Source organism: Heyndrickxia shackletonii (assembly GCF_001420715.1).
In the GTDB taxonomy this organism is placed as follows: domain Bacteria; phylum Bacillota; class Bacilli; order Bacillales; family Bacillaceae_C; genus Margalitia; species Margalitia shackletonii.
In genome coordinates this window covers 838,200-853,514 of record NZ_LJJC01000004.1, presented here as the reverse complement: position 1 = coordinate 853,514, position 15,315 = coordinate 838,200, and the positions used below count along the sequence as shown (strand labels likewise).

At 37.4% G+C, this 15,315-nt stretch carries 12 protein-coding genes; 1 reads left to right on the top strand and 11 read right to left on the bottom strand.

Going from position 1 to position 15,315, the window contains the following annotated elements:
- Positions 1 to 12: 12 nt before the first annotated feature.
- From AN964_RS04245 to AN964_RS04205, 8 genes are all read right to left on the bottom strand, one after another.
- The gene (locus AN964_RS04245; protein ID WP_055738516.1) at positions 13 to 1,032 is read right to left on the bottom strand and encodes a zinc-binding alcohol dehydrogenase family protein; all 1,020 of its coding nucleotides are present in this window, start codon (positions 1,030 to 1,032) and stop codon (positions 13 to 15) included.
- Entirely contained in the window at positions 1,033 to 2,052 is a 1,020-nt protein-coding gene (gene allD / locus AN964_RS04240) for an ureidoglycolate dehydrogenase (RefSeq protein ID WP_055738515.1), read from the bottom strand.
- A 66-nt stretch (positions 2,053 to 2,118) separates the two neighbouring features.
- Entirely contained in the window at positions 2,119 to 3,075 is a 957-nt protein-coding gene (locus AN964_RS04235) for a sugar kinase (protein WP_055738514.1), read from the bottom strand.
- 591 nt (positions 3,076 to 3,666) lie between these two features.
- Positions 3,667 to 5,727: a methyl-accepting chemotaxis protein gene (locus tag AN964_RS04225; RefSeq protein WP_161809209.1), complete on the bottom strand. Its 2,061-nt coding sequence runs from the start codon at positions 5,725 to 5,727 to the stop codon at positions 3,667 to 3,669.
- Between the two features lie 61 nt (positions 5,728 to 5,788).
- Positions 5,789 to 7,624, bottom strand: coding sequence for a nitrilase-related carbon-nitrogen hydrolase (locus tag AN964_RS04220; protein ID WP_083489217.1), 1,836 nt, complete (start codon positions 7,622 to 7,624; stop codon positions 5,789 to 5,791).
- An 87-nt stretch (positions 7,625 to 7,711) separates the two neighbouring features.
- A complete protein-coding gene (locus AN964_RS04215; protein WP_055738511.1) occupies positions 7,712 to 8,164 on the bottom strand; it encodes a chemotaxis protein CheW in 453 nt (150 codons plus the stop codon).
- 10 nt (positions 8,165 to 8,174) lie between these two features.
- Positions 8,175 to 8,741, bottom strand: a complete 567-nt coding sequence (locus AN964_RS04210) for an RNA polymerase sigma factor sigma-70 region 4 domain-containing protein (RefSeq protein ID WP_055738510.1) — start codon at positions 8,739 to 8,741, stop codon at positions 8,175 to 8,177.
- A 27-nt stretch (positions 8,742 to 8,768) separates the two neighbouring features.
- On the bottom strand, positions 8,769 to 9,488 hold the full coding sequence (locus AN964_RS04205; protein WP_055738509.1) for an EAL domain-containing protein: 720 nt from the start codon (positions 9,486 to 9,488) through the stop codon (positions 8,769 to 8,771).
- Between the two features lie 316 nt (positions 9,489 to 9,804).
- On the opposite strand from AN964_RS04205, the gene AN964_RS04200 reads away from it, so the two are divergent.
- A complete protein-coding gene (locus AN964_RS04200) occupies positions 9,805 to 11,154 on the top strand; it encodes a helix-turn-helix domain-containing protein (protein ID WP_055738508.1) in 1,350 nt (449 codons plus the stop codon).
- 758 nt (positions 11,155 to 11,912) lie between these two features.
- Here AN964_RS04200 and AN964_RS04195 read toward each other — a convergent pair.
- The 3 genes from AN964_RS04195 to AN964_RS04185 all read right to left on the bottom strand — a co-directional run bounded on the left by AN964_RS04195 (position 11,913) and on the right by AN964_RS04185 (position 15,308).
- Positions 11,913 to 12,977 carry an FUSC family protein gene (locus tag AN964_RS04195; protein ID WP_055738507.1) on the bottom strand — a complete coding sequence of 355 codons (1,065 nt, stop codon included), beginning with the start codon at positions 12,975 to 12,977 and terminating at the stop codon, positions 11,913 to 11,915.
- 443 nt (positions 12,978 to 13,420) lie between these two features.
- Entirely contained in the window at positions 13,421 to 13,894 is a 474-nt protein-coding gene (locus tag AN964_RS04190; protein ID WP_055738506.1) for an S-ribosylhomocysteine lyase, read from the bottom strand.
- Positions 13,895 to 13,964: 70 nt separating this feature from the next.
- A complete protein-coding gene (locus tag AN964_RS04185) occupies positions 13,965 to 15,308 on the bottom strand; it encodes a Na+/H+ antiporter NhaC family protein (RefSeq protein ID WP_200915609.1) in 1,344 nt (447 codons plus the stop codon).
- Positions 15,309 to 15,315 lie beyond the last annotated feature (7 nt).

Here is a 15,315-nt window from a genome sequence, read left to right as displayed (position 1 = left end):
ATTACAACCTCCTTATTCAAATTCGATAAGGGCTTTGCGAACTTGTTCTGGATGTTTTTCGATAAAATCAAAAGCTTCTTGAACATCCTCTAGTTTGTAAGTATGAGTTACGAGCCCGTTATGACGAAGCTTTCCTTCATTTAATAGTTTCACGACTTTTGGAAACTGGTAAGTTTGTAATCTTGAACCTACTATCGTTACTTCCCCTTTTGTAATTGGAAGCTGTGAAATAGCTGCTTTTCGTTCATCAAAGCCAAGAACCACGACTCGTCCGGCAGGAGAAACAACATCAATCCCCAATTCGAATGTCATTGGCAAGCAAACGGCATCCATTACAACATTTGCCCCTTCGCCATTTGTCCACTCCTCCACACGTTTTCGAACGTCTTCACTTCCGGCATTCACTATTACATCAGCGCCATTTTCCTTCGCAAAAGCTAATCGTTCCTCATTTAAATCGGTAATCATGACGGTAGCCCCCATGAGCTTAGCCAATTTTAAAACGCATATTCCAATTGGGCCGGCACCTTGTATTAATACGGTTTCTCCTTCCTCTACTCCGCCTCTCCAAATAGCTTGAGCTCCAATCGTATAAGGCTCGGCTAGAACAACTTCTTCCCATGGCAAGGAGGAATCTACCACATGAAGTTGCTTTTCCGGAAGAACAAACCATTCTCTCATTCCTCCATCCTCATGGACTCCAAATACAGATAACTTTTCACAAACATTTGGACGGCCTTTTCGACAAGCATAGCATTCACCGCAATATCGGATTGGTTCTACAACAACATGGTCGCCTACTTTTATTCCTTTAACATCCTCTCCGACTTCTACCACTTCCCCGGCAACCTCATGACCAATTACTCGCGGTAAAGTAGCGAGCGGATTCGTTCCATGATAGATATGCATATCTGAACCGCAAATCCCCACACGTTTTACTTTTACAAGAACGTCTGTTGTATGTACTATCTGTGGTTTTTCGATTTCATTAATGATAAGTTCATGTGCTTTTCTAACTTGAACCGCTTTCATTTATTGCACCTTCTTTGTTAAAAATTCATATACGCTTGAAGCGATGGTAATCCCTTGCTCAAGATTTCTTGCTTCATGCAATTGTTCAATTTCCCCAGGCACATATACCCGTTCAAATCCCGGTGCAGGCGGTACCTGTTGTAATTCTTCCATCATCCGGTCCATTTGCTCTAAAAAGACGTCTGGATCCGTGAAGAAAGCAGGGTTTATCGCACAGAAGTAATGTCCCAGTTTTCTTTTCTTATCAAGATCATCGTACATTTTTCCAATGTGCGGACCGAATGCCGCACCCGCTAATAGTCCGGAGAAAATGTCTACTATCACGGCCAAACCGTACCCTTTAGGTCCTCCAAATGGGGTAAGAGAAGCGACTTTGTTTGGATCCGTTACAGGAGCTCCATTTTCATCTACCGCCCAGCCTTCCGGTATTTCTTTTCCTTCCTCACGAGCTTGGAGAATTTTCCCTAAAGCTACGTTCGATGTCGCCATATCAAGAATAAATGGCTGCTTCGTCTTGGCTGGAACCCCATATGCAATCGGATTGGTACCGAGAAACTGTGTTTTCCCTCCAAACGGAACGACAATTTTATCCGTATGTGTCATGGCAATTCCAATTAGCTTTTCCTCTGCAGCCTTTTGAACAAAATAGCTTAAAGCCCCGCAATGGCTGCTGTTCATTGCCGTTACCATCCCAACTCCACTTGACTTTGCCATTTCAATTGCATGATCTATCGCAATATCCGCAACCACATGACCAAAACCATCATCTCCATCTACAATGCCTGTTACAGGTCCAGTAGATTGAAAAGTGATGTTTGCGTCAGGGTTAATCCCCCCTGCTTTTAAACGGTTGATATAATGTTCTGTTCGCAAAACACCGTGGGAATTTACATTTCTTAAATCCGCATGGACTAAAACTTCCGCTATTTTCTTAGCATGTTGATCATTTAACCCTGCTTCTTGTAATTTCTGAATGACTAGCTGCTTTGCTTCCTCTGCTTTTATGGTTACAGTCGCTATGCTACCATCTCCTTAATTTAGAAACTATAAAAACGCTTCCAATAAGTTCATTACAATCATTGGTATTTATCTTTCTATCACTGCTTCGTTTCGAATAAAAGACCAAACTTCCTCTAAATAAGGTAAGCCTTCGTTATCTCCTGAGACAGTCGTCACTAATGCCCCGACTCCATTTGCAAATGCTAATCGCTCTTCCATATGTAAATCATGTAAATACCCATAAATATAGCCCGCATCAAAACCATCTCCGGCTCCAACCGTGTCTACTGGTTTAACTGCAAAAGCTTCTTTTTGAAACCAGATTCCACGATAATAAACCCTTGATCCGTTTGCTCCATCTTTTATAACAAGCTGATCAATGTTATAGCGTTTTGCTAAGTTCACAAAATCTTCTTCTGATGACGAATCTAATATTAGCTTGATCTCATCTAGACCTGTCAGCAAGATATCCACGTATGGAAACAGTTCAAAATAAGCTTTTCTTGCCTCCTCGATAGTCCATAATTTCAAACGAATATTAGGATCCATAGAAACAGTTATGTGCTTTTGCTTCGCTATTTCTAAAACGCGTTTTGCAATCTCTAAATTTTTAGGATCAACCGCTAAAAACACGCCTGTTATGTGAACTAGATTGATTCCTTCTAACATCTCTTCTGTGATATCATTCGGTGCTAAAGTTAAGATTGGAGATTGATAGCGGTAATAGAAGGTTTTTCCCGAACCATCCTCCCGAATCTCTTTAAAATTCAACGAAGTTGGATATCCTTCCACAAAATGGACATCTTCGGTATTCACCCCTTCGCCACGTACGAAATTATAAATATATCGTCCAAATTCGTCCTTTCCTAAACGACTTACCCACTTTGAACGTAACCCGAGACGAGAACAGCCGATAGCAAAATTAAGCTCAGCTCCTCCCACTTTTCGTTCAAACTGAGGGACGTATCGCATTGGTCCGGTTTGGGACGGATTAAAGGTGATCAAAGCATCCCCTATCGTAAAAACACTAAAACTTGGTGGCATTTTAATACCTCCTTCTTTCGTTTCCTTCTAAGTTGATTAGATAAACCGGTTTAGTATTGAGCAAAAAATAAAAGTTTTATAAATCGGTTTAGTTACCAAATAAAAAATAAATCGATTTAGTAATTCTATGTAACTTGCCATACTAATCTAAGAAACTAGTATGCAAAAATTTAAAATAATTAGTAAATCAGTTTAGTAAAAGTATATCTGAAACCCTTTTCATTTTCAATAATAATTTGAAAGTTTTTTTAGTTTGTGGAGATTGTTCCCATGTTTCCACCTCTGGTTTAAATAAGTGAAATGTAAGAACCGTCTTATTATTAACCATTATAAAGGACATTGGACTTGGAATTTTTCTTTCTATTGGTCTTTTGAATCCCTATAAAAGACATTGCTCTCGGTTTTTTTCTTCCTCTTGGTCTTTTGAATCCCTATAAAGGACATTGGAACCGGATTTTTCCTTCCTCTTGGTCTTTTGATCCGGTCCCTCTTCTCACAAAAAAAGGGTGTAGTGTTGTTAGTAATTTTGAGAAAAGAGAACCGCCCCCCAAACCCACAAGAAAAAACAGGGGCTTGCAACCCCTGTTCTCCTTACAATTTAAATTGCGATATTACTTCTTCCAGTTCCATTGCCATTTTGGCGAGTTCTTGTGCCGCGGAAGATACTTCGTTCATGGATGCACTCATTTCTTCGGAGGATGCGGCAACGTTTTGGGAGTGTTCATTTACACCCATTGACGTTTTAAAGACTTTTTCAAAATGGGTAAAAACTTCTTCTATACTTGCTTTCATTTTGTTCATAGATCCGCTGACTTCAGCGATACTTTTGGTTACGTTCACAACGGAATTATTAATATTTTCGAAGGCAGTACCGCTTTTATTCACTAAATCGAGACCTTCTTTAGTGGAATCGGAACCTTTGTCCACCAGTTCCATAGATTCATTGATTCCTTCTTTAATGTCCGTAATGATTTCACTAATTTGCGATGCAGATTGGCTTGATTGTTCTGCCAGTTTTCGAACCTCATCGGCTACAACAGCGAAGCCTTTTCCTTGTTCTCCCGCTCTTGCCGCTTCAATGGCTGCATTAAGCGCCAAAAGATTCGTTTGTTCGGAAATGGATTGAATCATAAGGCTTATTTGGCTAATTTCATTAGATTTTTCTTTTAGTTCATTTATTTTTTCTGCAGAAGATGCAACATTTTGATCGATTTCCGCCATTTGTTGGACGGTTTGATTTACTACCTCGCTACCGAGACTAGCGGTTTCTGCAGATAGATTAATAGATTTGTGGACATTTTCCATGCTGGTTGTTACTACTTCCACATTTTCTAATACTTCTCTCATAATGTTAACCGCATCATTCATTTCTGCATTTTGTTCATCCGTGCCTGAAGCCACACTCTGAATGGATTCGGATATTTGCGTAGATGCTTTTAGGTTTTCTTCAGAGCTTGCAGCAAGTTCCTCTGATGTAGCGGATAGTTGCTGGGAGCCATCGGAAACCTTTGTAATCATTTCTTTTAAATTATTTGCCATCAGATTAAAATTAGATCCTGTTTCGCCAATTTCATCGTTCGATTTGATATCCACCTGCTGAGTCAAATCACCTTTTGACATGGATAAGGATAGAGCACTTAGCTTCTTAATATCACGTGTAATCCTTGAACTCATAAAGAACGACACGATGATCGCTAAAATAGCGACGATTGCACCTAATAGAAGAAGAATATTCGTGATATGTTTCGCAGATGCTAGAAACTCACTTTTTTCCACAACGGATATGTAATTCCAGCCTTTTATTTTAGAAGAAATGATTGTGAACACATAATCCTTTCCGTTAAGCTTTGCTACGATACTAGTATCTTTATTCAATTTTTTTAACTCTGGAACTTTTAATGTAGATATCGGTTTGAAATTTAGCTTTGGATTTTTCGGATCGGCAAGAATCGTTCCATTATCCTCCGCTAAAATAACATAGCCATTTTTCCCAATTTTAATTTGCTTGATGATGCTAGTTAATCCATTTAAGTCAACGTCTAATCCAAGTACGCCTTTTTGCTGTCCATTTTGTTCAATGGTAACAACATTACTTACAATGATCGAATCCGATCCATTTGCGGCATAGGCACTTGTCATATTAACTTTACCAGGATTTGCTGTCGCCGTTTGATACCAAGGCCGTTCACGCGGGTCAAAGCCTGCCGTTGTCGGACCTTCAGGATATTGAATATAGCCGCCATCAGGAGTTCCCATATATACATAAGCAGCATTTGGGTGTGAAGCACCAAACTGGGCAAAAATATCAAATATTTCTTTTTCCTTTTTGCTGTTTTTGGAAGGGGTCATATCAACAGATTGACCCGAATCCACACCCTTCACCTTCATATAAGATGTAATGGATTTGTCCGCACTTATGACAGAAGGATTGGTCGCTAATAATTTGGCATTTTCATGAATCGTATCAAAATATAAGGAGATCGCATTATCGACTTGGTTAATTTCCTTTTTACTAGATTCCGTATAAGCATTTTGAGTGGTTTTTCGAACTTCATTATTGATAAAAAAGGAAACGATAAAAATTGGAATAATGGATAACAATAAAGAATAGACTATAAGCTTAGTTTTAAATGAACCTCTTTTTTTCTTCATATAAAAACCTTTATAAAGCAAGAAAGGCATATTTCTATGCCGTACCTTGCTTTCCTTTCTCTTATTCTTGAATTAATGGAACAAAATATGGTGTTCTTCTGGAGAGAAGCAATTTATCTTGGTTAAACCACCAGTCATTTTGTAATGTTTCATATTTCACGACCAATGCTTCCTCTTTATCACTTGGGGCTACAACAGGCTGATCTAAACCATACAATGGATCAAGCGTGTACAAGCTGCTGCCGCCTAAATAATGTTGATCGCTTCCTACATAATTAGCAACAACAGTGTACGCTTGTGCACCAATTGCAACGGCATCCCAAGTAACCATGGAGTCATCCGGATATTTATTTACAGACATTTTTTTGCTGATTTCCATCTTTCCTCCGTATTGTCCGTTCCAAGCGGAAGGAATGGCAATTGTATCAGCTCGTTCCACTGCTAAAACTCCTGAAGCTTCCGGAAACTGAGCATCTTCGCCTATTAAAATACCGATTTTACCTAATTCCTTTGTTTCAAAAACTGGTAAAGAAGAACCTGGTGTTGCCCATTTTTTATCCATTTTGCTTAGATGAGTTTTTTCATATTTCCCTGCAATGCTGCCATCTGGAGAAATTAAGAAGGCTGAATTAAATAAGTTATTATTTTCTTTTTCAATTAGTCCTGCTACGATAGAAACTTGGTATTTCTTTGCAAGATCAGCGAAAAATTGCGTTGTTTCCCCATCAGCACTTTCAGCGAAGCTTGCTGCATCTTTTTTATTATCAACCGGACCTGTTAAAGATAATTCAGGAAGAACAACTAAATTTAAATTACCATCTTGTTTCTTTGCGTCTTCTAATAGAGAAACAATTTTTTGTTTATTTTTTGCTTTATCACCCAATACAGGCTCATATTGAAGAGCAGCTGCTACAATTTTGTGTGGAGTTGTATTTTTCGTATAGTCCCATGGCTCTACATATTGCATAAGCTCTTTATAAAGCTCTGGTCTTCTTTCCTTCAATGCTTCTTTATTTTTATTATCGTATTGCTTTGGATCAATGGTTGCATAAGTAATCGTCGGTTCATCGACATCTTCTTTTTCTGTCATGATAACAGGTGCTTCCGCAAGTTTATGTCCTTCCGGAGACCAAACAGCACTTCCGCCAATCATATGGAAGCCATGCTCTGTATTGGAACGGTTTGCACTGACAATATACATTCCATTTTGTTGTGCACGAGCAGGAAGAGCAGAAATCGCTTGTGCAGATGAATTCGTTGGGAATGCTAGAATGTCTGCACCTTGAATACCTGCTAATCTTGCAGTCTCAAAATAAGCAGAGTCCATACAGATGTTAATAGCAATTTTACCTAGTTCTGTATCAAACACAGGTACGCCTAAGTCTCCCCATGCTCCCCAATGTGTTTCCGTTTCCCACATTTGTGTTTTGCGATACTTGCCAACGTATCCATCAGGACCTACCATTGCTGCTGAGTTATAATAAAGGTTTGTTTTTTTATCCACTTCCGGCATACCAAACACAATGTACGCATCGTATTTTTTCGTTAATTTCGCGAATACATCCGTTGTTTTACCAGGAATCGTATCAACAAACGGCTCAATAGCCTTACGATTAGCATAGTAATATCCAGTGGTAGACATTTCAGGAGCTACAACAAGCTTTGCCCCATTTTTAAATGCTTCTTCCGTTAACTTTGCTAATGCAGCTACGTTCTTATCTCTTTCATTTAAAATTGGATTAAACTCGATAGATGCTACCTTAAAAGGCTTTGTAACTTTTTTGATTTTCGTTTCCTTTGCATGAACAGGTGTGTCATTTTGTATATATGGATACACACCAGCTGTTATTAAAGCTAAAATAAGTACAATTCCAAATACAATCTTCTTTGCTGACATTTCATTCTTCCTTTCTTGATGTTGATTTTACATATTAAGTGCAGGATGTTTATTTCTACATTCCCCCTTTCGATGTGTTACATTTTTTCATCCCAAATGAACAGCAGAAACTGTTTCTAAAGCATCTAATGTTGAAAGTAGCTTTTCGATATTCAAGATGGATATCATTCGGTTGTCTATTAAGGCAACTCCTTTAAAAATTTCGGAAGTGGCGTTAATGGAATCAATCGGTTTTATTTCCTCTTCATCGATACTCAAAATTTCATTTGTCTTCGAAACCATCAGAGCAATATCAGATTGATGAATGTCTAAAAGAAGAAATCTTGTACTTTCATCTATTTCAATAGATTGATTGAATAGTAATGTAGCAGCATCAATGACTCCTTTCATTTGCCCCCTTAAATTGGTAATCCCTTTGATATAATCAGGCATTTGCGGAAGACAGGTGATCTCCGTTACCTTTTCAATGGAAATGACGTATTGGATTTCGATACCAAAGTCATTATCTCCAACACGAAAAATGACATAGTTTGATTTCACTTTCATCCCCCTATCTTATTTTTGTCATTCGTTGATATTTTCTTTGAACGCTCGTTTTTGTCCTCGACAGCCGCTTCGCTACCTCGGAATAGGAATACCCTGATAGCACCATCATTTCTAACACTCTTTCTTCTTTTACACTCCACACTTTATAATGTTCTTCTTTCCGGCAATTTCTTTCATGTCTTACCCATTCGGGTTCAGGAGCGATAGTATTGCATTCTATCTTTGAAAAATCTATTTTTTCGCGGTTTCTTTCTGCCCATTTCCAAAAGTCTATTGGATCGATAAAATAAAAGCTCTTGGTGGTACGTGTAACCTTTTTGGTGAATTTTAGGCCATGTCTTTTCATCCAACCGATAATTGTATTTCGATCAACGGAGAGTAACTCGGCTAATTGATACGTGGATAAATGTCCAGTTTGATTTTTGGTATAAGCAATACCCAGTCTCTTCATTTTGCTAATAACAGACCCTTGTGATCTATTTAACTTTTGAGAAACCGTCTCGATTTTCATCTTTCCCACATTTTCTTTTAAGAATCGAATTTCCTCATCTGTCCAACTTCTTCTGTTCATAACATTACTCATTTCCTTTACAACGTTTCATAAGCGATGCGGCTTCGCAATAAAGTATCCCTGCAGTAAAGGCACACCCAGTTGCTTTGCCACTAATAAATCATCATTCGTTTCAATCCCCTCTAAGACCACGACCATTTCCTTAAAAGTATCAGAAACAAAATATTCGACGTGCTCCTGCTTTTCTAAAGAATCCGCCAAATTTTGAGAACACGATCGATCTAATTTCGTAAAATCCGGAACATAGTCATGAATTTTCCTTATGGATGACTGAGTATAGGTTAAATCATCATAAGCAATAAAAAATCCCTTATCCCTAAGGAATGACAAGCGATTTTTAAAATGGGGTTCTTCCCAATAATGATCTTCTGCAGGATCCTCATTTATTTCAAACACTACTCTGTGTTTGATTTCTTCATAGTTCCGTAATAGTCCATTAATAAAGGCAGGGAAATCTGGGTGAATAATCGTAGAAGGAAAAACATTTACGAAAAGTAAATATTTATCTAAATGGCCGTATGGATATTCTTTAACGGCATTCGATATGGATGCAGTATCTAATTCGTAAAGGACTCCCATATTACGCGCTTGATAAAAAAGTTCCAAAGGATCTGTAAACGGGTTTGTCCTAATAAATGCCTCATAGGCAAATATAGTATTTTCCGAGGTATTCCAAAGAGGTTGAAACTCGTTGTAAAATAAGCGATCTTTAATTAAATCATGTAGATTAAGATGCTTAGTATCCATTCGTTTTTAACTCCTTTGTCATTATCTATCAGAAACAAATTTGTTTCTGTATAAAAATACTTTTTTAAAATTCCTTTTTACAAGAATACAACGACAATAAAAGAGACTATTTTACTATTAAAAAAGGAATACTTAAAAAGAATTTTTTTACACACAAAGAAGATTATGACAACCAAAATGAAATTTTCAACAATTTTAGACAAAAAAATAGTAAAAATTTCATTTTTATATTTTTTTGTCGATATTATCAACCTATTCATAGTTTTTACTTATATAGTAAAATATACCTAGAAAAACATAGGAAGAAGGAAACAACATGAAACGACAAATACCAAGACATAATGCAATTGGAAAAAAAATAAGAGCAGCCAGAAAATCAAGAGGAATGACCTTAGAGGAATTAGCAAAAGGGATTTGCTCTTTAGGGAAAATGAGTCAAATTGAGAATGGTCATCGCCCCGTCACGAATGAAGAGTTAGAAAAATTGAGTGAACGGTTAGATTTCCCGATTAGCCACTTTTCAGACCCAGACATAGACGAAAAGATTAAAGAATTAGATAATAGGAAACAAAAAATAGGTGATTTAATTGGATTACATCATTGGAAGGCAGTAAAAGGCGAATTAACTCAATTTAAAAACAAAATAGAAGAATATGAAGTTACCACACGAATGATTGATTATTATTATTTATCGGGTAATTATTCTTTAAGATTATCTCATTATGATGAAGCAAATACTTTTTTTAACAAAGTCCTCCACGAGCCCGAAAACAAATATAATTTAAAACTAAAAATGAAATCATACAATGCTTTAGCCAGCATGTCTTTTGCAAGAAAAAAGGGAATGAAAAGTATTGATTTATTAAATAGAGCATTAGAAATCTCCAAAGAAAATCCAACTAACCTGAAGGAAGAAAGAGATAATATTCATTTTAATCTTTCTATTTTATATTTATATATTGGATCATTTAACCAATCATTGTTCCATATCAATCAAGTTAACCATCATATTATTCATCCCATGGAAACGGATTATATCAAACTTCTTATTCAATTTTCAGATGGAGATGCCGATAATTCTCTTCATAATGGACTTTTGACATTAAGGGAAAAACTCCATCAAACAAAGGATCAGGAAGGCATTCTGCGAGGATGGGCACTTACCATTTACTCTTTATTAAGATCACAACCAAATCAAGAACACCTTAATAATTTAAAAGATAATTTTTTATATGATATTGATACCATTGCGGAAGTTCCACAGCTTCAAAAACAAGCTTTAGCAATCTATCAATTAGCAATTCAATGCTGCATGTCCACAAATGTCGAAGATTCTTTTATTGAAAGGCTTTTAGACAAAACCAAATCACTTTTACCTACGGTTTCCAACTACTTTTTACATGCGAGAAATTTATATTTAGAAGGGAAATATCACTCCCACGCTGATCAAATTTCACTCGCTCTCTTCGAGGAGGCGCTTTCCTTGCTAGAACCAGACTACGAAGGGCTCCTAAAAGCGGATATTCTTTATGAAATAAGTAAACGAAAAGAACCGGAAAGTCGAACCTCTTCAGCACGGGCTTTGGAAATTTATCACCAACACCAACAAAGCAATTTCCTATTCAGCCAATTCTATGAACTAATTTTGCCTTGTTTTAGATATTAACAGTACGAATGGGTCCCTCCCTCCTAGTACTGGGGCTTTACATCCAAAATCAAAGGGTAGACTCACTGCTTATATGAAGCATGAGAACCGCCCCTTCCAAACAGATGTAATAGGCTTTATATGGCGAATTTAAGAAGAGGAATCCTACTATGTCTTTAAAATGAAAACAGAGCAAGAAAAATTCTAACGGTTTTACTTATGAGGTGCAAAATGGTAAATCGAAGACTAAATCAAATAGCAAATCACATAAACTCCACAGCATAATTCACAGTCAAAAAGGCTTAGAGATGCAAATATCTCAAAGCCTTTTTTTTACGAAGTCATCCGTAAGTTGTACAAGTACCATTAGATGCTAAAGCGTATTGAAAAATAAGCGGAGAAATTTCTCTTAATGAGGAAATAGCACTGAAAATAGCTTAAAATAGACGGAAAGATTCCGACTATTGACTCAAAAAACATGAAAATAGGTAATATTCCTTTGCTTAATCGGAAATTCTACGCTTATATACCTCGAACCGAGTTCTTTTCTGCAGTCTAACCGGAAAATCTACGCTTATTTTAACGATGACTGGTTACTTCATTAAGAATAAGTCATCTTATGTTTCAAAAAAAAAACAAGTGAACCTTATTTAGATGCGATGCGGGGAGCATTCACAATGGCATCTGCGGGGTCGGTCTCTTCAGCCCCACTAATCCTGAATGTGTCTGCATGCCTATGAAAGTTACCCATTAAAATTAAATTCAACACAACATTACCTTCATCGCTTAAGGGTGATTTTCTTTTCCGTGATAAAGTGTGTGCTGCTGTTAACTTCTACTAGGATTCGGTTCAAATCGGCGAGTATGCTGGCAATGTCTCTTAGTACGGTGAGGTCATCCAATTGATGAATAATATGTAAGCATTTATTTTGGTAGCTTTTTGCTTGTTCAATGGAAAATGCTAATTTTTCTTTAAGTTCCGCTGAAGGGGTTATTTCCCGTTCGGCAAAAAGTCCAACACATATAGCCGTATCGCTTATTGCCTTTATTAACTCTTCCATTGGGCTGTTTCTTCTATCAAGATCAACGAGTCCGCACGCAATCCCACGAATTTGAACGGTGATGAGTTCATACCTGCTAATAACTTTGGCTAAAGCAAGAAATTGCGAGCGCCTCTTTTGCAAAATGGGACTGAATCGTAAACTTTGCTGTGCAAATTGAACTGCTTGATAGGACTTTTCCGTTTCACTAACTAATTCCTGAACATATGGCATATCAATCGGTTTCAAACATTGCTCTCGGTAAGCAATCGCTAAATTTTTGAGAACGTTACTGGCATGTTTGCTTAAGTCTAAAACACGTTTCTCTGCCTCTGGGATTGGGTTCGGAGGAATGAGGAAAATATTCAATAACACAGCAATGATACAGCCAATAAAAGTCTCCAGAATTCGATCAACGGAATAGCCGGGTTGTCCACCAAACGCAAGAACAAGTATGGAGCTGACACCTACCTGAGAAATAATTTGCGAATTTAATCGGAACGCAGTAAAAATGGCCATTCCAACGAGTACCACTAAGGTAATGGATCCAGCATTTAAAGGGAGGAATTCCCTAATAATGACACTAACAAATACTCCTCCAATAATACCCACGACACGGTAAACTCCCTTATTAATTGAATCTACGACTGTCACCTGGACAGTAAGAATACCGCCTAATGCTGCAAAATAAGGATATTGGTTATGCGAGATCAGCGATGCTGCATACCATGCCAGCCCTGCTGCCAATGCCGTCTTTATAACATAAAGCGTCAAACCAAATCGATTGAAAATTCGCCACTTCATCTAAGCTTTCTCCTTGTAAAAATCCCGTACGACATTTTTATTGTATTTGACCTACCGTATAATTTTGTCCTCCTTTACTTCTCCTATACTCACCATCCATGTGTACAAACCAGATCAGGTTCTAAGAGTCTGTATCTTTTGCTTTTTTCAATCTTTCTAAAGCCACTATATTGGCTAAATTTATACGCTCAAATACATATCCTTCATCAAAGAATAATTCAGACTTGTGCATTAGTTTTTCAAGTTCGTCTTTATCTAAACCAAGTCCATCCACTTTTTTAAATATAATTTAAAAAAGAGCGAACACCTTTCAAATGTTCGCCCTAGCCCTAACGTACAGTTGTGTATTTATACCAATGCAATAGAGAACCCTTTACATTTTCTAATTTTATTCCTTATTGCTGGTACTTCCCCCCCGTAAGATTAAACAAGCAACTTAATTTTCATTCTCCATCTACAAAAATATCTTTCCATTCTTCTTTTTTAGCAAGCAATTCACGAGCAAGCTCCTGCGCCCCTTCAAGGCTGTGACTTGCAGCCCAACCGCATTGTACTTCATTGCAAGCCGGAACTTCTTTAGCAGCTAATACGTCATTCAATGTTTTTTCCAGTGCAACCAGAATTCCATCATAATCATCATGGTTAAGGACGGCTAAATAAAAGCCAGTTTGACAACCCATAGGGCTTAAGTCGACAACATGATCAAGATGATTGCGGACATTTTCTGCAAGTAAATGTTCAAGGGAATGAAGAGCAGGCATTTTCATATGCTCTTTATTGGGCTGTTTTACTCGAATATCATACTTATGAATAACATCTCCATTTTTCCCGTGAGTGACGCCAGCTAATCGGACATAAGGTGCTTTTACTTTCGTATGATCGAGATTAAAGCTTTCTACATTCATTTTTTGTACCATTTGATTTCACTCCTAAATAATCTTTTTTTGCCTGAAACTTAGAAACAAAAATTTTCTCTCCTATTAACTATCATAAAGATTTTTCTTCTAAAGAAGGATTTGCCTTACTATTTATTCCTTTTTCTTTGCTTTGTAGCTTTGGATATCCAATTAAAATGGCTACTATCCCACAAATCCCCATTAATATTGGATAGAATGAGTAAGGAATAATGCTAACAGGTGAGATGGAAGCTAAACCTGCTGCAGCTAGCAACTGCCCACCATATGGAACTATCCCTTGCCAGCAGCTGGAGAACAGATCGAGTATACTAGCTGACTTTCTTAAATCGATATGGTATTCATCTGCAATATTTTTCGCTAAAGGGCCTGTAATGACAATGGAAATCGTATTATTAGCCGTCGCAATATCAGCCACACTAACCAAGCCTGCAATCCCAAATTCAGCACCCTTTTTAGATTTAATTTTACTAGTTACGAAATTTAATAGAAAATCAATTCCGCTATTATATTTAATAAGTTCAACTACCCCGCCTATCATAATAGCTACAATGGCAAGATCCTCCATACTCATGACACCTTTGGCAACGGTTTGCAAAAAGCCGAGCAAATCATAAGATCCATAGGCCATACCAATTATGCCAGCAAATATCGTTCCTCCAAGTAATACGATTAAAACATTCACTCCTACAAGAGCTGCTATAAGGACAGCAACATAAGGAAGAACCTTAATGATTTCATAAGGATGTTCCCCACCTATATTTGCATGATTACCAAGTGTGATAATTCCAAGAATGATTGCAGTTAGAATGGCCCCAGGCAGCACAATAAAGAAATTGACTTTGAATTTGTCCTTCATTTGCGTGTTTTGAGTTCTTACTGCTGCAATCGTTGTATCTGAAATCATTGATAGGTTATCACCAAACATTGCTCCTCCAATAACAGTAGCCATCGCCAATGCCATCGAAATATCTGTTTGTCCTGCAATTCCTATCCCAATAGGAGCAAGTGCAACAACTGTGCCCATTGAGGTTCCCATCGAGGTGGAAATAAAGCAGGCGATAACAAATAGTCCCACCATTAATAAATTTGCGGGAAGAAAGGACAATCCAAGATTAACCGTTGATTCTACAGCACCCATTTCCTTAGCAACACCTGCAAAAGCTCCGGCCAAAATAAAGATTATTACCATTAAGATAATATTTGGGTGCCCAGCCCCTTTACAAAAGATATCAACCTTTTTCGATAACGTCTCTTTCCTATTCATTAAAAGTGCAATCGCACCTGCAACAATAATCGCGACACTTAATGGCATTTTTGAAAAGTCTTTTGAAAGTAGCCCTGTACCGATAAAAAGCAATACAAAGATTAGCAAGGGGACAAGTGCAAGTGCACTTCCTTTATTTTCTTTTTGTATAGTAGGC